The following is a 17,678-nucleotide window of genomic DNA, read 5'->3' as shown; positions in this document are numbered from 1 at the left end:
ATTCGCCAGCACCTTCTTATTGACGAAGGGCCGGCGAAATGTTGGAGTTTTCCTCCGAAATTAAGGATTGATTTTTGTGTTGAATATTTGTTTTCCCTCTTTAAATTCAAGGATCGTAGCAGATTTGATTGGATTATGTTTTTCATCCAATGTGAATGTACCTGTTACAAGCTCAAGGTCCGCCGTTTTTTCCAGCGCTTCTTTGATTTTTTCTGAATCCGCTGAACCAGCACGTTTAATCGCGTCTGCAAGGAAGTATCCTGTGTCATATCCTAGAGCGTTAAATGCATCCGGGGATTTATCTTTGTACTTCGCTTTGAACGCTGACACAAAATTCTGAATTTTCTCATCAGGGTCACCTGAAGAATAATGGTTCGTGATGAATGTGTTATTTAGAGCTTTTGCACCGGCAATTTCAACTAGCTTAGGAGAATCCCAGCCGTCGCCGCCCATGAATGGTACGTCAAGTCCAGTTTCGCGTGCCTGCTTCACGATCAGGCCAGCTTCCTCATAGTAACCAGGAAGGAAAATGAAGTCAGGTTTTGCCGATTTCAAACGAGTCAATGTAGAACGGAAATCAGTATCCTTCGCAATGTAAGCTTCCTCAGCCACGATCTTTCCGCCATTTTTTTCGAATTGTTCTTTAAAAGCTGCTGCTAACCCTTTTGAATAATCACTTGCACTGTCAATATAGATGGCTGCACTTTTCGCTTTGATTTCTTTAGTGGCGAAATTCGCAGCTACCGTCCCTTGGAACGGATCGATGAAGCTTGTCCGGAAAATGTAATCGTTCAATTTATCCTTGCTGAAAGTGATTTCAGGGCTTGTACCAGATGGTGAGATGACCGGAACTTTATTATCTTGGGCAATCTGCACTTGGGCAATCGAGTTCGTGCTTGTCGCTGCACCGACGATCGCTGCAACCTTATCTTGTGATGTCAGCTTGATCGCTCCGCTTGTCGCTTCAGACGCTTCAGATTTATTATCGACTTTTATAAGTTTGATTTTTTTACCGTCAATGCCTTCTTTATTGATTTCTGCAGTCGCAAGCTCCAGGCCTTCTGCAATCGATTGTCCATATGAGGCTACGCCGCCAGATAATTCAAGGTTGACACCGATTTTGATCGTATCTCCATCCCCGCTTGTTTTTTCTGATGAACCAGACCCGGAACAACCTGCCAGCACTCCTGCAGCAAGTGTAAGTGAAAGGAATGCACCTGCTAACTTTTTCTTTTTCATAAATAATCCCCCCATTTTGTAATCAAGCTCTGATGCATGAATATTTATTCAAGATGCCTCAGAAAAAATTGATTAGATGAAATGTTTCAAATTAAATTAATATTTCGAAAAATAGTTTACCGCATAATTTTCATTCCGTCTATACAATAATTGTGAGAAGATTTCGCTAAATAGGATATTTTTCACAGGTAGAACTATATCATTTTTATCTTTATATATTTTAAATATTGCGAAATATGCAATATAATCAGAAAAGACTGATAATTTAATTATAGTGGTATTGTAAACTCTTTAATTATTGCTCAAAAAAATTTATTCATTTTCTTATTTCCTTCATCCTATTAATTACATTTTTACCAAAATACAAGTATATTGGTAGGGAATTAAACCCAGTTTTTTCGTTGTTTTTTAGTCTTAATTCCTATATCAAAATTGAATAATACTATTCTGGATGTATAAAATCATGCATGAATATCCCCTGCTTTCATTCCCCTGTATATTATGCATATCAATCAAAAAAACCGCCAAATGCCGTTTACGATAATCAAAATGGTTTTAGAGAGTTGTTCTTTCTCAGTTAACACAGTCTATAATAAACTAAGGTTGTCAGAATTTTTAAAATAACGGAACATTCATTGTTCCGTTAAAGGGCCAGTTTAATTGACCAAGGGATTGGCATGACACCTTAATTAGTTAGCTATCTACAACACGACGCAAATGAATTTTGACCAAAGGGATTAAATTGGAGGGAATAGAAAATGGATGTAAAGAAACTTTTGTTGCAGCAATGGGCAAGCTGCTTAGATGAAGAAGACTGGTTTCCACCACTTGAAAAAGTGCTAGAAGACATCACTTTTGAACAGGCGATTTGGAAACCAGCTGATGGGGCAATGAATTCCATTTGGGAATTAGTTTGTCATTTACTTTTCTTTGAAAAGAGATATCTAATGCGATTTCTTGGTGAAACAGCGAATGAACCACAGGCAGAAAATAATGACTCTACATTTCGATTACCAACTGAGACGTTAGAAAATTGGAAGGAAACAAAACAAGAATACTTTTATGTTCATCGTGAACTTGGAAAAATACTAGCAAAATCAGAACATGAAGATTTGTATAGACAGATTCCAGGAGATAATCCATTAGTGCTTGAACTGAAGAGTTTAGCAATGCACGACGCATATCATATTGGGCAAATTGTATTCCTTAGTAAAATGCAAGGAGCTTGGCCAGAGAAACGCAGCTTTTAAAAAAGCTTTCATTCATTATAGTAGGCTTTAATGGAATAAGAACGGGAACGTCCAAATCGGACGTTCCCATATTTTATACCTAAAAAACGACAATACTGCTTAACAAAGCCTAAAATTTAAATACAACTCCTTTTGTCTACAATCTCAAACGGCCAAACGGCGGTTCAATGGCCTCCTAAATAGGCCATTTTTATTTCTTCACTTGAAGTGAGTTCATCGGCATTGCCCGAGAGGACGATCCGCCCCGTTTCAACGACATAAGCCCGATCTGCAATGGATAGAGCAAGGTTGGCGTTTTGCTCGACCAAAAGGATCGTTGTGCCGGACTCACTGATTTCCTGGATGATGTTGAATATTTGCTTCACCAGAAGCGGTGCAAGGCCCATCGAAGGTTCATCGAGCAATAATAAACGTGGTTTCGCCATTAAAGCCCGGCCCATTGCAAGCATCTGCTGTTCTCCGCCTGAAAGCGTACCAGCCTGCTGTTTGATTCTCTCCAGCAGTCTCGGAAATAACTCATAGACCTTTTTCATGTCTTTAAGAATGTTCTCTTTGTCTTTTCGTAAATAGGCCCCAAGTTCCAGGTTTTCGGAAACCGTCATGTTAGCAAAGACACGGCGCCCTTCAGGTACATGGGATATACCCATTTTCACGATGGACTGGGCAGCTTTTCCTCCAATCGGACTGCCTTCGAACAGAACTCTTCCTTGCTTTGGTTTTAACAGGCCGGATATCGTTTTGAGCAGCGTGCTTTTTCCCGCCCCGTTCGCCCCGATCAAAGTCACGATCTCCCCCTCGTTTATCTCCATGGAAACCCCTTTCAACGCTTGGATATTGCCATAATAAACATTGATGTCCTCTATTATCAGCATCAGGAAACCTCCTCCCCTAAATATGCTTCGATAACCTTTGGATCGTTGCGGATTTCTTCCGGCTTTCCGTGAGCGATAAGCTGTCCATGATCAAGGACATAAATCCGTTCGCATACCCCCATGACCAATGACATATCATGTTCGATGAGCAAAACGGTAAGATTGAATTCCTTCCGGATAAAAGCAATGAGGTTCATCAATTCTTTCGTTTCATGCGGATTCATCCCGGCTGCGGGTTCATCCAGTAATAGAAGTTTCGGATTGGCGGCAAGAGCACGGGCAATTTCCAGCCGCCTTTGCTGTCCGTATGGAAGATTCTTCGCTTTTTCATCCTTAAAATGGTCAAGGTTGAATATCCTCAAGAATTCCAGCGCCTTTTCATTCATTTCCTTTTCCCCGGAAAAATGTCCCGGCACCCGGAATATGGAGCTTGCAATTCCATGGTTGGCAAGCGAGTGGTAAGCAACCTTCACGTTATCGATCACGGATAACTCACTGAAGAGGCGAATATTTTGAAAGGTCCTTGAAATCCCTTTCCGGGTAATTTTATATGGCGGCTGCTTATTTAGATTTTCCCCGTTCAAGGCAATCGTCCCTTCTGCAGGGACATACACACCCGTCAATAAATTGAAGAAGGTCGTTTTCCCAGCTCCATTCGGTCCAATCAAGCCTACTAGTTCCCCTGGAAATAATTCGACATTCACATCGGACACCGCTTTCAATCCGCCAAAACGGATACCCACAGAATCTACTTTAAGCAACGGTATTGTGACTTCCATCGTTTTTGCCCCCTTTCGTTTTTTTATGTTTGAACAAGGATGTGATTTCTCTTGTTCCCATTAAACCCTGCGGGCGGAAAATCATCATCAGGATCAGGACAAGACTGTAGATGATCATCCTCGTTTCCGGATAATCCTGAAGGAATGTCGTCACGATCGTCAATAGAATTGCGGCCAACACAGAGCCTGAAAGACTTCCAAGACCGCCAAGTACGACGAAAATCAGTATATCGAAGGATTTCAGGAAACCGAAATTCGATGGCTGGATAATATAAAAATTATGGGCATACAGCGACCCGGCAATTCCGGCAAAAAAAGCTCCGATGACGAAAGCCGCCACTTTATAATAGGTCGTATTGATTCCCATCGCATCTGCCGCCGTTTCGTCTTCCCTTACGGATATGCATGCACGCCCGTGAGTCGAATTGGTGAAATTCCTGATCACTAAGACGGTGATCATGACACAAGCAAAAACCCATGGCCAAGTGGTCAGGTGGGATACCTGCATCCCGCTTGCCCCGCCTACATAGTCAATATTCAAAAGGACGATCCTGACAATTTCCCCAAATCCAAGCGTAGCTATCGCCAGGTAATCCCCCTTCAGACGCAAGCTGGGTATCCCGATCACCATACCCGCAACAGCAGCGATGACGCCCCCAGCCAATACGGCTATGATGAAAGGAAGTTCCAGCTTCATTGTCATGACTGCGGAGGCGTAGGCCCCAACCGCTAAAAAACCTGCATGCCCGATCGAAAACTGCCCGGTTATTCCAATGATTAAATGAAGGCTTGTCGCCAGCATGATATTGATGCCGATGAACATGAGCGTGTTGATATAAAATGGATTGAGGATACCGTTTGAAATGGTGTACTGCATGATTCCGAAAAAAATAAGTGCGAGCACGATCGAGAGCCAAAAACCCTTTGAATTCTTTAAAGTAGTCATCGCCATGTCTCCCCTATACTTTTTCTCTTTTATTTTTACCGAACAGTCCCTGCGGCAAGAAAATCAAAATCAAGATAAGTACGACGAAAGCCACACCATCGCGCCATAATGAGTAACCGGCTGCACTGACCAAAGCTTCGATCACTCCAAGCAGCAGACCGCCGACCATCGCTCCAGGAATGATGCCGATGCCGCCCAAGACGGCTGCAACAAATGCTTTAAGGCCAGGAAGGACACCCATCAACGGTTCGATTTTAATATAGTAGATTCCAAAAATGACACCGGCCGCCCCTGCAAGGGCCGAACCTATGGCGAACGTAGCTGAAATCGTATTATTCACATTGATTCCCATCAGCTTTGCCGCTTCGGAATCGAATGAAACGGCACGCATCGCTTTGCCGATTTTGGTTTTATGGACAACGAATTGTAGGATGATCATTAATATGATGGAAACAGATAAGATCAATATCGATTGACTGCTGATGGAAACTCCCAATATATCGAGTTTATCCATCGGAAGGACATTATTTGGATAGGCTTCCGGCTGGGCGCCCCGGATGTAAATCAGCCCATTTTCTATAAGAAGGGAAACACCGATGGCCGTTATCAAGGCAGCAATCCGTGTTGCATTACGAAGGGGTTTATAAGCAATGCGTTCAATTAAAACGCCAAAGATGGCACATGTGACCATCGAAATCAATAAAGCCGGGATGAAGGATAAGTCCATTACGGTAATGGCGTAAAACCCTACAAATGAACCGACCATGAATACGTCTCCATGGGCGAAGTTTATGAGCTTGACGATTCCATATACCATCGTATAACCAAGCGCGATCAAAGCATAAATGCTTCCGAGTGAAATGCCATTTACCAATTGCTGAATCAGTTCCATATTGCACTCTCCCCGTTAAGGCGTTTTTTAAGTGAATATAGAATAGGGGGAACTTGCCCCCTATCCACGTAAGGTATTATGGATTGATTTTTGTCTTGAACGTTTGTTTGCCATCTACATATTCCAGGATGGTCGCCGATTTGATTGGATCATGATTTTCATCAAGGTTCAGTGTTCCGGAAACTAATTGAAGATCTTTGACATCTTCCAATGCCTGTCTGATTTTTTCAGGAGAAGCATCTCCAGATCTCTTGATGGCATCGGCCAGGTAGTACCCAGTGTCATAGCCAAGTGCGGCAAAGGCATCCGGTGTTTTATCGTATTCCTTTTGGTAGGCTGCAACGAAATCCTGGATTTTGGCATCTTCATCTTCCGGGGAATAGTGATTCGTGATATAGGTATTTTTTAAAGCATCCGCTCCGGCAATTTCAACGACCTTCGGGGAATCCCAGCCGTCCCCGCCCATGAATGGAAGGTCTATGCCGTCTTCACGTGCCTGTTTTAAAATCAATCCGACTTCTTCATAATAACCAGGAAGGAAAACGAACTCCGGTTTTGCGGATTTGATACGTGTCAATGTAGAGCGGAAATCAGTATCTTTCGTTACATAAGCTTCTTCCGCCACGATTTTACCGCCCTTGGCAGTGAACGCTTCTTTAAAAGCCGCGGCCAGTCCTTTAGAATAATCACTTGCACTATCCACATAGATCGCAGCCGTCTTTGCCCCTATTTCGTCAGATGCGAAATTGGCTGCCACCGTACCTTGGAATGGATCGATAAAGCAAGTTCTGAACACATAATCATTTAATTTTCCAGCTTTGTTGGTAATGTCGGGATTTGTTGCAGTTGGTGTGAGTAGAGGAACTTTATTATCTTGTGCGACTTGAACCTGTGCCAATGTATTCGTGCTTGTCGCAGATCCGACTACAGCCACAACCTTGTCCTGGCTGACTAATTTGATTGAACCGCTTGTAGCTTCTGCTGCATCTGATTTATTATCAACCTTAACGATTTCCAGTTTCTTACCATTGATGCCCTCTTTATTAATCTCTTCGATGGCCAGTTTCAAACCATCTGCAGCCGATTGGCCGAATGATGCCGTACCTCCAGACAATTCAAGGTTGGCCCCAATTTTAATTGTGTCGTCCGATTTTGAAGAACCTCCGCCTGAACTGCTAGTTTTCGAGTCGCCACTACAACCTGCCAGCGCCCCTGCAACCAATGAAAGTGATAGAAACACTCCTGCTAGCTTTTTCTTCTTCATTTGAAACCCCCTTGTTTTGTGTGTTCTTTTAAATAAAAAGAATATCTGAATAAAAACAATATTCTGAAAATAGTGTATCTCATTCTTTCGACCCCGTCTATATGATATGGATAAAAAAGTTATTATCTACTATTCGACAAAAAAAACTGACCCTTTATAGAGTCAGTTAATTTTTATCAATCATTTACACGGCGAACTTCAATGTCTTTCAATATATCATTGATCACCCAGCTTGCTGCAATTAAACCCGCAACGGATGGTACGAAAGCATTCGAAGACGGTGGCATTTGGGCTTTACGGATTTTTGCCTCATCATTGCCGACTTCTTTTCGGACATCCTCACGAATGACAATAGGGCTCTCGTCGGAGAAAACAACGGGAATCCCCTTTGTTATCCCCTCTTTACGTAATCTAGTACGAATGACCTTGGCAAGCGGATCGGTATGCGTTTTGGAGATATCGGCAATTTGAAAACGCGTCGGGTCCATCTTATTAGCGGCCCCCATGCTTGAAATCACCTTGATATTCCGTTTCAGGCATTCCTTCATCACATGGATCTTATAAATGACCGTATCCGATGCATCAATGACATAGTCCAGGCCATAACTGAAGAATTCTTCAAACGTCTCTTCTGTATAGAACATTTTAAGAGCGATCACTTCGCAGTCGGGATTGATATCTTGAATGCGATTTTTCATCAATTCCGCTTTCGGTTGACCGACTGTTGATAATAGGGCATGGATCTGCCTGTTTACATTCGTGATGTCGACATCGTCTTTATCCACAAGAATAATACGGCCTACCCCGGTACGTGCCAATGCTTCGGCTGAAAATGAACCAACGCCTCCAACACCCAGGACAGCAACGGTCGTATTTTTCAGAATATCGATTCCTTCCTTGCCAATTGCCAATTCATTTCGTGAAAACTGATGCAGCATATATATTCAACTCCAATAAATTCTGTTCTTATTAGCTTCCCAATTAACAATATATCATAAACATCATTAATGACAAGCGAAATATGAGCAGTCTAATCGGAATTGGTGCACTAGGTCATTTTTGATAATTTTTGAATGACGGTTGCCAATAGGAGAGTCCTTTCCGTCAGGCTTGGAATTTCCAAATACTCCTCTTCACTATGTGCATTACCTCCAATTGGCCCGAGCCCATCCACTGTCGCAATTCCCAAATCAGACGTGATGGAAGCATCCGAACCTCCACCCGTGGCCGTATCCGTGATCTCGATGCCGATTTCCTTCCCAGCCTGACGGATCGTCTCTAAAAGCAAGTTCGTTTTCTCATTCTTTTCCATGGGAGACCGGTCCATTTTCCCGCTTAATGTCGTTTTCGTTCCTGGAATATAGGTTTCAGCACAGATTTTTTTCAGTTGCTGGAGGATGATGCCTTCCTGTTTTTTTTCTGAAATCCGCACATCCACAAAAGCAGCCGCATGGGAAGCGATCGTATTGACAGCGGAACCTCCTTCAATCATGCCAACATTGACGCTGATTCCTTTCTGTTGATCATTCAATCGGTGTAAGGCGATGATCTTATGGGCCAATTCTTCGATCGCACTTCGTCCCTTTTCCGGTTCGATTCCTGAATGGGCAGCCACCCCGACGATATCCACTTTAAACTGACCGCAGCCCCTTCTTGCCGTGACAAGAGAACCATCCGTCCTAGCCGGTTCAAGAATTAACGCGAACTTCTTATTGGCCGCTTTTTCGGATATGAGTGAACCGGACGACGGAGATCCGATCTCCTCATCACTATTAAGAATGATTTGGATATGCTTATAGCCTGTCTGCCCCGTCTGTTTCAAGCAAAGGATCGCATAAAAAAGCTCAACCAGACTGGACTTCATATCCGCTACACCGGGACCGTATGCCCGACTTCCTTTCACTTTAAAAGGACGTTTTTGCGCTGTGCCTTCCGGAAAAACCGTATCCATATGGGCGACGACCAGAATATGCGGTTGATGCGCATCACGATGCTGGATGACCAGCTGATTGCCATGATTCTGTTGCTCAACGGTATTCACAATAAAATCCAGACTTTCAAATTTCCCTTTTAAAATCGAACCAATTTCATCAATACCCTTTTTCGTATGAGAACCACTATCTATATTCACTAGCCGCTCCACTAATTGAAGCATTTCCATCCTCTTTGCATACAATAAATCTTTCAAAGCCCTCACTACTTTCTATCCTTGGCTGACTATCGCTCAACCTTACTATAATTTACGAATCTATATTGCGGAATGTTACTTAAATAGGGGAATTTAAGTTTATTCGATGGTTTTTGGGATTTTTTCGTTAGTTTGGGGTTTTTACTCGTGAGTTTACGCTGTTTACTCGTGAGTTTACGCTGTTTACTCGTGAATTCGCGTCATTTACTCGTGAGTTTACGCTGTTTACTCGTGAATTCGCGTCATTTACTCGTGAGTTTGCACTATTTACTCGTGAATTTACGCTTTTTACTCGTGAGTTCGCGTCATTTACTCGTGAATTAATCCATCAAGTTTATACACTCTATTTTTAAATTGCCCCGAATAAGGCAATTCCAGTGCAGATAGTATCCGTTGCATGATATCAATTGAATCGATTTGTAAAAAGAGCCGTGCTTGTTTATTTGTAATATTGGGTTTTATGAGGAGAGCAAAATCACGAAGAGTTTGAATGTGAGCATCTTTCGCGGCGTAAGAACATTGACTGCATGACCATTTGCCCCAGTGATATTGCATATGGGGAGCAGAGCATTCAGGACATTGAACGCTTTTGAGCAGATCTTGATCATCAATTTGATACAATTCGAGTATATCAGGATTATGCGGAGTGTTTTTATGCAGAATCGTGTTCGAAAGTCTATTCCTCTGCCTTTGGGTTAATAGCTCAGAAGGATACTTTTCTTCAAGAGTGTGAATTTTGGTTAACAGAGTTTCTTTTCCCGTGATTTTTTTGAAAATGGGGGTAAAACCTGGGGTAGTCCTGATGATGGTATTCGAGTTTGCATTGGCAATGAGCGTTTCAATCGGCAACGAGGGGAAATTGTTAGATGTAAGCCAATCATTTAATCGGGATTTTTGCACGTCAACCTGGATTAGCGGATCCAGATATGCCTGTTCCTGTCCATCTTTTGTCCGAATCAATTGGGGATAGGTGCGGTCAAAATAGAGCGTACCCGCAAAATTTTTCACTTCGATGATGATACAGTAATTCCGGGTGAATATTAGGAAATCCATTTGAAAATAACGGCTCCCATCGCAGCTTAATCTCAAATCATGAATTACACAATATTCTTTCGAAAGATTCTTCAGCTCTTTTCCGATACTCCGCTCACCGTTAAATCCTGCACGGATTTTCTGGAAGTCGTTCCTGATTCTTTCCTGTTTTGGATGATTGGCTGAGAGCCTCCTGCTTAATGCCTCCAGTTTGAGCATTTTCATAGGCATTTCACACGGTTTTAGCATCCATACATCAACTCCTTCTCCTTTAGCTTCTTTGTAAATGCCCTTTTTTCCTGCTAGGAAATGAAATCAGTCGTTTTACCGTGAATTTGCGTTTTACTCGTGAGTTTCCGCCATTTACTCGTGAGTTTACGCTGTTTACTCGTGAATTTACTCTGTTTACTCGTGAATTTACGCTGTTTACTCGTGAGTTTGTGCCATTTACTCGTGAATCTTCACCATTTACTCGTGAATTTGCGTTTTACTCGTGAGTTTCCGCCATTTACTCGTGAGTTTACTCTGTTTACTCGTGAATTTACTCTGTTTACTCGTAAATTTGCGTTTTATTCGTGAATTCTCGTCTTTTACTCGTGAGTTTATGCTGTTTACTCGTGAATTTACGCTGTTTACTCGTGAGTTTGTGCCATTTACTCGTGAATCTGCACCATTTACTCGTGAGTTTGCACCATTTACTCGTGAGTTTACGCCATTTACTCGTGAGTTTGCACCATTTACTCGTGAATCTGCACCATTTACTCGTGAGTTTGCACCATTTACTCGTAAATTCTCGCCTTTTACTCGTGAGTTAACTATTTTGGCGCACAAAAAAACCCATGTTGTTTAACATGAGTTGCTTTGTAAGGTGTAAGAGTCCCAATTGTGCCGTTTACGCCTTTGTTTTGAACCCGCTCTCCGCAGGTGGGTGCTCGGTTCCTCGCGTTTGTAAGTCCTCTTCGAGGGAGGCTTTTACGCGGCCAGGAAACTAGTGCTCCCGGTAACTATAAGTGTTCGGTCAAAACTTATAGGTTAAAGAACGAACACATCAGGACTCTTACTTATTGAAGACATCATATCATAATACTTAACACTGTTTCAAGAAAAAACACCTAGGTATTTTTTCATATTTTTTCCAAATGAATTATTTTTTAAGTGCAGCAAGTCTTAGGTTAAGTTCGGCCAATTGCTTGTCACTTACAGTACTTGGTGCGTCAACGAGCAGGTCGCTTGCGCTTGCTGTTTTCGGGAACGCGATGGTGTCGCGAAGGTTCGTGCGGCCTGCAAGCAGCATGACCATGCGGTCCAGTCCAAGGGCAATCCCGCCGTGTGGCGGCGTTCCATATTCGAATGCATCCATTAGGAAGCCGAATTGTGCGTTTGCTTCTTCTTCTGAGAATCCAAGTACTTTGAACATTTTTTCCTGAACGTCGCGTTCGAATATCCGCAGTGATCCACCGCCAAGTTCGTAGCCGTTCAAGACAAGGTCATATGCTTGTGCACGGACGCTTGCTGGGTCTGATTCCAGTTTGTCCATGTCTTCACGGAATGGCATTGTGAATGGATGGTGTGCTGCATAGTAGCGTCCTTCTTCTTCGTCATATTCAAATAATGGCCAGTCCGTCACCCATAGGAAGTTGAATTTGCTTTGATCGATCAAGCCTCTTTCTTTACCAAGCTTGTTGCGAAGTGCTCCAAGTGCATCGGCGACTATGCCTTTCTTATCTGCGACGAATAAGATTAAATCACCCACTTCAGCTTCCAATGCAGATACTAATTGCTCTTGATCTTCTGCGAAGAATTTGGCGATTGGCCCTTTTACGCCGTCTTCTTCAACTTTCAGCCATGCAAGGCCTTTTGCACCGTAAATCGCTGCGAATTCAGCCAATGCATCAATATCTTTACGGGAATAATCCGCATTTCCGTCCTTAACGACGATCGCCTTAACTTGTCCGCCGTTTGCAACAGCGCCGGTGAACACTTTGAAGTCACTGTCTTTGACGATTTCGGAAACATCTTTAAGTTCCATTCCGAAACGTGTATCCGGTTTGTCGGAACCGTAACGGCCCATCGCTTCATTGTACGTCATTCTAGGGAATGGCAGTGTTACGTCCAATCCTTTTACGTCTTTCATCACTTTAGCCATCATGTTTTCAGCGGTGTTGATGATATCTTCTTGGCTCATGAAGCTTGTTTCAATATCGATTTGCGTGAATTCGGGCTGTCTGTCAGCACGTAAGTCTTCATCACGGAAGCAGCGGGCAATTTGATAATAGCGTTCGAAACCGGATACCATCAATAGCTGCTTGAAGATTTGCGGTGACTGCGGAAGTGCATAGAACTCACCTTCGTGTACACGGCTAGGCACTAAATAATCACGTGCTCCTTCAGGTGTGCTTTTCGTTAAGATCGGTGTTTCGATATCAAGGAAGCCTTCACCGTCCAAGTAATCACGGATCGCTTTTGTTGTTTGGTTGCGCATTTTCAGAGTTTCGAACATCGCTGGACGACGCAGGTCCAAATAACGATATTTCAAGCGGATGTCTTCTGATACATCAGTTCTTTCATCAATGATGAATGGAGGGGTCTTTGCTTCGTTTAAAATTGTAACGTTTTCAGCTTGAACTTCGACGGTCCCTGTTGTTACGTTCGGATTGAAATTGGCTTCATCACGTTTGATGACTGTTCCTTGGATATCAAGGACGTATTCATTACGGATCTTTTCGGCAGTGGCCAGTGCGTCTGCCGAGATGTCCGGATTGAAAACGACTTGGACGACTCCGCTTCTGTCACGTAGGTCGATAAAAATGACCCCGCCCAAATCCCGACGTTTTTGTACCCATCCTTTTAATGTAACTTTTTCACCAATAGCTGCTTCTGTCACTTCACCATTGAAGTATGTTCTGCCAAACATGGTATTTCCCCCTTAAGCCTGTAGCTTTTTGAATTGTTCAACGAATGTAGCAAGATCCATTTGGACTTGTTCACCGGTTTCCATGAACTTCACATTGATTTTATTATTTGCCAATTCATCATCCCCGAGTGTCGCCACATATCTTGCTTCAAGGCGGTCGGCTGATTTGAATTGTGCTTTCACTTTACGGTCTTGATAGTCTTTTTCGACGGTAAAACCGGCATTCCGCAATTGGTGGGCAAGTTTGACGGTATAATCCTTGGCTGTTTCCCCTAATGAAACAAGATAGCAGTCAATTCCCTTTTTGATCGGAAGCTCGATGCTTTCTGCTTGGAGGGCAGCAATCAGGCGTTCAATGCTAAGTGCAAAGCCGATTCCTGGTGTTTCCGGTCCGCCAAGTTCTTCAGCCAGCCCGTTATAACGGCCGCCTCCGCAAAGGGTAGTGATGGCGCCAAAGCCTTCTGCATCACTCATGATTTCAAATGCGGTATGATTATAGTAATCCAAGCCCCGCACTAGGGTCGGATCTTCGACGAATTCGATTTCCAAATCGGTTAAGTGCTGTTTCACCTTTTCGAAATAAATGCGGGATTCATCATTTAAATATTCAATGATGGAAGGAGCCGTGTTCATCAATTCGTGATCGTGATCCTTTTTGCAATCCAGGATGCGCAAAGGATTTTTTTCGAGACGGTTTTGACAATCGCCGCAAAACTCGCCGATGCGTGGTTCGAAATGTTTGATTAACGCATTGCGATGCGCTGTCCGGCTTTCCTTATCACCAAGGCTGTTGATCACAAGTTTCAGCTTTTTCAAACCAAGTTCCTTGTAAAGGTTCATCGCAAGTGACAGAACCTCTGCATCGATTCCGGGATCCTTGCTTCCTAAAGCTTCAATGCCGAATTGAACGAACTGGCGGAACCGGCCTGCTTGCGGACGTTCGTAACGGAACATCGGCCCGATATAATAAAGCTTGACCGGTTGATTGGCCCACCCGAACATTTTGTTCTCGATATATGACCGTACAACCGATGCAGTGCCTTCCGGACGAAGGGTTAAATTCCTTTCACCGCGATCTTGAAATGAATACATTTCTTTTTGGACGATATCGGTTGTATCCCCTACACCACGTAAAAATAATTCCGTGTGCTCAAAAATCGGTGTGCGGATTTCTTTATATTGGTAACGGTGACAAATCTCACGCGCTGTGTTCTCGATATACTGCCAAATTTCCGTTTGGCCAGGCAATAAATCCTGGGTACCTCTAGGAATCTGAATAGACATGTGTGTTTCCTCCTTTAAAGCAAGACGCCATTTCTGATACGGCGCTATACTGATTTTTTCCAAACAAAAAACTCCCGCCCCTTGTAACTTATCCGTTACAAGGGACGAGAGTTTGGATATCCCGTGGTGCCACCCTAGTTGAAGCACAAAAAAAGTGCCCCCGCTCAAGAACAGTTAACGCCTGTTTTACGTCCATCTCCTATTAAGTAAATCCGTTCGGAGTGAAGCCTACGGAGGGTTCTTTCATTAAGTCATCATGTGGAATGCTTTCAGCCTCGGCATTTCCTCTCTTTTCATGTGTTTCTTAATTACTCTTCTCCATCATTGGTTATTGCAGTAATAAGTCTGATATTTTATAATCATACGGACGTTAACATCAAATGTCAAGGCAGACTGAGGATTTTGTCGCATTTTATTGGTTCATACGTTTTTTCAAATTTTTGATCGTCCGGACATTGACCCCGAATTCGGATGCCAATTCAACAAGGTTTGCGCTTTGTTCCTTTTGAATGAAATCGTGAAAATCGACACCCAGTACTTGATTGCCTCCGCTTAAGCTCGTTTGATCTTTTTCGCTGAATTTCATGTGGTTCCCTCCTAGAGTTATATAAGCTCTATTCTTTCCTAAAAAAAATGTTTTTTGCACAGGGAAAGAGGGAAATTTTCATTGAACGAGAATACATACATATAGACATTAAAGGGAGAGACAAGTATATGAAGAAGAAATCGGGTTTATTCGGCCTGACACTGATGCTGATATTCTCAGCGCTTTTCCCCATCAATCACGCTTATGGAAAAGATGAAGGGGAAAATATCGTAACGACCCAAGTGGTCAATGTCCGTGAAGGTGCTGGCCTCAGTTTCCCTATCGTAAAAAAACTGGAAAAAGGGGAATCGTATCCCATTCTGAATGAGGATGGCGACTGGATCGAAATCCGGATCGGCGTCGGCAAAACGGGATGGGTTGCCAATTGGTTAGTGGAGAAACAAACGGGGTCCGAAACCAATCAGGTCAAAAAAGAATCCGGACAAGGCGTGATAACAGGCAGCTCCGTCCGTGTCCGCACAGGTCCCGGCACTACATTTCAAACGGTTGGGTCCTTGAGTAAAGGAACGGCTGTTGACATCATTGAAAAGAATGAAAATTGGATAAAGGTCGAAATGGCTGATATCGAAGGCTGGGTCTCATCTGACTACTTGAAGCTTCCTGCCGCATCAGGAAATGCAGTGAAGAAAGATTCAACTAAGGAAAAAGAAACGAATCCATCAGTAAGAACCGGTGTAACTTTGGTGGATCGGCTCAATGTCCGTTCGGAACCATCGACAAGCAGTGCCTCGCTTGGAAAGCTGAATAAAAATACGTCAGTGACCGTTTACGGGGTTGAAAATGAATGGGCTGAAATTGATTTCCAAGGAGTCCGCGGTTGGGTAGCTGAATCTTACATACAAGTAAGCGAAGATAAAGCTGATATGAAAAATGATACGGCAGGCGCCACCGCAAGGGTGACCGCTACGGGTTTAAATGTCAGGAAAGAAGCCTCTCTCTCAAGCAAGGTCATCGGTTCGGTGAACAAGGATGAGATTTACGCCGTGCTGCAATCAAAGGGAAATATGACACAAATAAAGCTCTCCGGTTCAAAAAAGGGCTGGGTCGTGAGTTGGTACCTGGAAAAAGAGAGTGCTGAAGAAACGGGGAAGGAAAAAAAGGTTGATGTAAAAGGAAACAAGATTACCATCATTCATGATGGTACGATCCTTAGAAGCGAGCCTGATGGCAACTCAGAGATTGTAAAGCAGGCCAATGCAGGTGAAACTTTCTCCGCATCGGGTATGGAAGGCGACTGGTATTCCATTAAACTTAAGAGCGGAAAAACAGCTTATGTGGCCGGATGGATCGTGACGATCGAAGGGAATCCCGAGCAGATCCAACGGCCTGGCGTTGAGAAATACTTAAAGGATAAAACCATTGTGATCGATCCCGGCCATGGCGGCAGGGATAGCGGTACAATCGGCGTCGGTGGAACACTTGAGAAAAACTTGACGACACGAACGGCAGAATTGCTGCGTGACAAACTTCAGGCGGCAGGAGCTAAAGTGATCCTGACCAGAAGCGGAAATACCTATGTTCCACTCCCTTCCCGGGTCAGCACTTCACATATACATAACGCGGATGCTTTCATCAGCCTCCATTATGATAGCACCAAGGACCAGATCACCAGCGGGATAACAACATACTACTATCATGACTATCAGCGTGCATTGGCGGCTACCCTGGCCAATTCACTCGGTTCTACCATGCAGGTGCCCAATCGTGGATCACGATACGGGGATTTCCATGTTATCCGTGAAAATAAACGGGTGGCTACACTCATTGAACTAGGTTATTTAAGTAATCCAGTGGAAGAATTGACGTTAACATCGAATGAATATCAAGAAAAAGTCACATCGGCCATCTATAATGGATTGGCACGGTATTTTAAATAAAGAGAAGAAAAGCCAGCTTCGCATCGAAGCTGGCTTTTCTTCTCTCACCCCAACAAAAAAACCTGTCGCAGCAGGTTATTTTTTGCTTTCAAGTATTAATGTAACGGGACCGTCATTTGTAAGCTGAACATCCATCATGGCACCGAATTGGCCTGTTTCCGTATGGACGCCTTTCTTGCGGAGTTCGTCGTTAAATGCTTCATATAATTCATTCGCCTCTTCAGGACGGGCGGCGTCCATGAAGTTGGGGCGACGGCCTTTACGGCAATCGCCGTATAAGGTGAATTGTGAAACTGATAAAATCGAACCTCCCACATCCAATAGTGAATGGTTCATCTTTTCATTTTCATCTTCAAATATTCTTAGATTGACAATCTTATCGGCCAAATAGGCGGCGTCATCGATGGTATCCCCATGGGTGATACCAACCAACAGGACGATCCCGCTGTCGATTTGCCCGATTATTTGGTCTGCGACAACGACTTTTGCCGCTTTGGAACGTTGTAAAACAACACGCATGGCAATAAAAACTCC

18 protein-coding genes, 1 other RNA gene and 1 other annotated feature are annotated in these 17,678 nt (G+C 43.4%); of the genes, 4 read left to right on the top strand and 15 right to left on the bottom strand.

Translation table 11 applies throughout. The features are described from left to right. Positions 1-60: 60 nt before the first annotated feature. Positions 61-1,239: an ABC transporter substrate-binding protein gene (locus tag ACQKFG_RS13410; RefSeq protein WP_192205916.1), complete on the bottom strand. Its 1,179-nt coding sequence runs from the start codon at positions 1,237-1,239 to the stop codon at positions 61-63. Positions 1,240-1,997: 758 nt separating this feature from the next. Between ACQKFG_RS13410 and ACQKFG_RS13405 the strand changes: the two genes are divergently transcribed. Continuing rightward, entirely contained in the window at positions 1,998-2,489 is a 492-nt protein-coding gene (locus tag ACQKFG_RS13405) for a DinB family protein (protein WP_353872284.1), read from the top strand. A gap of 164 nt (positions 2,490-2,653) precedes the next feature. Here ACQKFG_RS13405 and ACQKFG_RS13400 read toward each other — a convergent pair whose 3' ends face one another. The 9 genes from ACQKFG_RS13400 to ACQKFG_RS13360 form a co-directional block, all read right to left on the bottom strand. Beyond that, on the bottom strand, positions 2,654-3,361 hold the full coding sequence (locus tag ACQKFG_RS13400; RefSeq protein WP_427559574.1) for an ABC transporter ATP-binding protein: 708 nt from the start codon (positions 3,359-3,361) through the stop codon (positions 2,654-2,656). Further along, positions 3,361-4,140 carry an ABC transporter ATP-binding protein gene (locus ACQKFG_RS13395; RefSeq protein WP_427559571.1) on the bottom strand — a complete coding sequence of 260 codons (780 nt, stop codon included), beginning with the start codon at positions 4,138-4,140 and terminating at the stop codon, positions 3,361-3,363. The genes ACQKFG_RS13400 and ACQKFG_RS13395 overlap by 1 nt, the downstream gene beginning before the upstream one ends. Beyond that, positions 4,115-5,086, bottom strand: a complete 972-nt coding sequence (locus ACQKFG_RS13390; RefSeq protein WP_427559568.1) for a branched-chain amino acid ABC transporter permease — start codon at positions 5,084-5,086, stop codon at positions 4,115-4,117. The genes ACQKFG_RS13395 and ACQKFG_RS13390 overlap by 26 nt, the downstream gene beginning before the upstream one ends. 13 nt (positions 5,087-5,099) lie before the next feature. Further along, complete coding sequence (locus ACQKFG_RS13385) at positions 5,100-5,978, bottom strand: branched-chain amino acid ABC transporter permease (RefSeq protein ID WP_098369668.1); 879 nt, start codon at positions 5,976-5,978, stop codon at positions 5,100-5,102. A 76-nt stretch (positions 5,979-6,054) separates the two neighbouring features. Next, on the bottom strand, positions 6,055-7,242 hold the full coding sequence (locus ACQKFG_RS13380; RefSeq protein WP_427559564.1) for an ABC transporter substrate-binding protein: 1,188 nt from the start codon (positions 7,240-7,242) through the stop codon (positions 6,055-6,057). Positions 7,243-7,418: 176 nt separating this feature from the next. After that, positions 7,419-8,180, bottom strand: coding sequence for a tRNA threonylcarbamoyladenosine dehydratase (locus ACQKFG_RS13375; RefSeq protein WP_101222756.1), 762 nt, complete (start codon positions 8,178-8,180; stop codon positions 7,419-7,421). A gap of 110 nt (positions 8,181-8,290) precedes the next feature. After that, entirely contained in the window at positions 8,291-9,397 is a 1,107-nt protein-coding gene (locus tag ACQKFG_RS13370; RefSeq protein WP_427559561.1) for a M20 family metallopeptidase, read from the bottom strand. 160 nt (positions 9,398-9,557) lie between these two features. Then, a complete protein-coding gene (locus ACQKFG_RS13365; protein WP_427559733.1) occupies positions 9,558-9,755 on the bottom strand; it encodes an alanine-zipper protein in 198 nt (65 codons plus the stop codon). Further along, the gene (locus ACQKFG_RS13360; protein WP_427559558.1) at positions 9,740-10,711 is read right to left on the bottom strand and encodes an NERD domain-containing protein; all 972 of its coding nucleotides are present in this window, start codon (positions 10,709-10,711) and stop codon (positions 9,740-9,742) included. Before ACQKFG_RS13360 ends, ACQKFG_RS13365 begins: the two co-directional genes overlap by 16 nt. An 80-nt stretch (positions 10,712-10,791) precedes the next feature. Here ACQKFG_RS13360 and ACQKFG_RS13355 point away from each other — a divergent pair, with 80 nt between their 5' ends. Together ACQKFG_RS13355 and ACQKFG_RS13350 are read left to right on the top strand one after the other, a co-directional pair. Then, on the top strand, positions 10,792-10,959 hold the full coding sequence (locus tag ACQKFG_RS13355) for a hypothetical protein (RefSeq protein ID WP_427559555.1): 168 nt from the start codon (positions 10,792-10,794) through the stop codon (positions 10,957-10,959). Continuing rightward, complete coding sequence (locus tag ACQKFG_RS13350; RefSeq protein ID WP_427559552.1) at positions 10,956-11,312, top strand: hypothetical protein; 357 nt, start codon at positions 10,956-10,958, stop codon at positions 11,310-11,312. The genes ACQKFG_RS13355 and ACQKFG_RS13350 overlap by 4 nt, the downstream gene beginning before the upstream one ends. A gap of 22 nt (positions 11,313-11,334) precedes the next feature. Here ACQKFG_RS13350 and ssrS read toward each other — a convergent pair. The 4 genes from ssrS to ACQKFG_RS13330 all read right to left on the bottom strand — a co-directional run bounded on the left by ssrS (position 11,335) and on the right by ACQKFG_RS13330 (position 15,246). Further along, a non-coding RNA gene (gene ssrS, locus ACQKFG_RS13345) (6S RNA) lies at positions 11,335-11,520 on the bottom strand. A gap of 86 nt (positions 11,521-11,606) precedes the next feature. Continuing rightward, positions 11,607-13,376, bottom strand: coding sequence for an aspartate--tRNA ligase (gene aspS / locus ACQKFG_RS13340; RefSeq protein ID WP_260285289.1), 1,770 nt, complete (start codon positions 13,374-13,376; stop codon positions 11,607-11,609). Between the two features lie 12 nt (positions 13,377-13,388). Continuing rightward, complete coding sequence (gene hisS / locus ACQKFG_RS13335) at positions 13,389-14,660, bottom strand: histidine--tRNA ligase (RefSeq protein WP_192205927.1); 1,272 nt, start codon at positions 14,658-14,660, stop codon at positions 13,389-13,391. Between the two features lie 97 nt (positions 14,661-14,757). Next, positions 14,758-14,994: a binding site (T-box leader), on the bottom strand. Between the two features lie 78 nt (positions 14,995-15,072). Beyond that, positions 15,073-15,246: a hypothetical protein gene (locus ACQKFG_RS13330; protein WP_048683752.1), complete on the bottom strand. Its 174-nt coding sequence runs from the start codon at positions 15,244-15,246 to the stop codon at positions 15,073-15,075. A 128-nt stretch (positions 15,247-15,374) separates the two neighbouring features. Here ACQKFG_RS13330 and ACQKFG_RS13325 point away from each other — a divergent pair, with 128 nt between their 5' ends. Continuing rightward, on the top strand, positions 15,375-17,144 hold the full coding sequence (locus ACQKFG_RS13325; protein WP_427559547.1) for an SH3 domain-containing protein: 1,770 nt from the start codon (positions 15,375-15,377) through the stop codon (positions 17,142-17,144). A 75-nt stretch (positions 17,145-17,219) separates the two neighbouring features. Here ACQKFG_RS13325 and dtd read toward each other — a convergent pair whose 3' ends face one another. Next, positions 17,220-17,663: a D-aminoacyl-tRNA deacylase gene (dtd, locus tag ACQKFG_RS13320; RefSeq protein ID WP_427559544.1), complete on the bottom strand. Its 444-nt coding sequence runs from the start codon at positions 17,661-17,663 to the stop codon at positions 17,220-17,222. Positions 17,664-17,678: the final 15 nt, after the last annotated feature.

The sequence above is a fragment of the Peribacillus sp. NPDC076916 genome (assembly GCF_050269675.1).
GTDB classification, from domain to species: domain Bacteria; phylum Bacillota; class Bacilli; order Bacillales; family DSM-1321; genus Peribacillus; species Peribacillus aracenensis.
The sequence above is the reverse complement of the archived record's forward strand: the minus strand, read 5'-3'. Positions and strand labels throughout refer to the sequence as shown.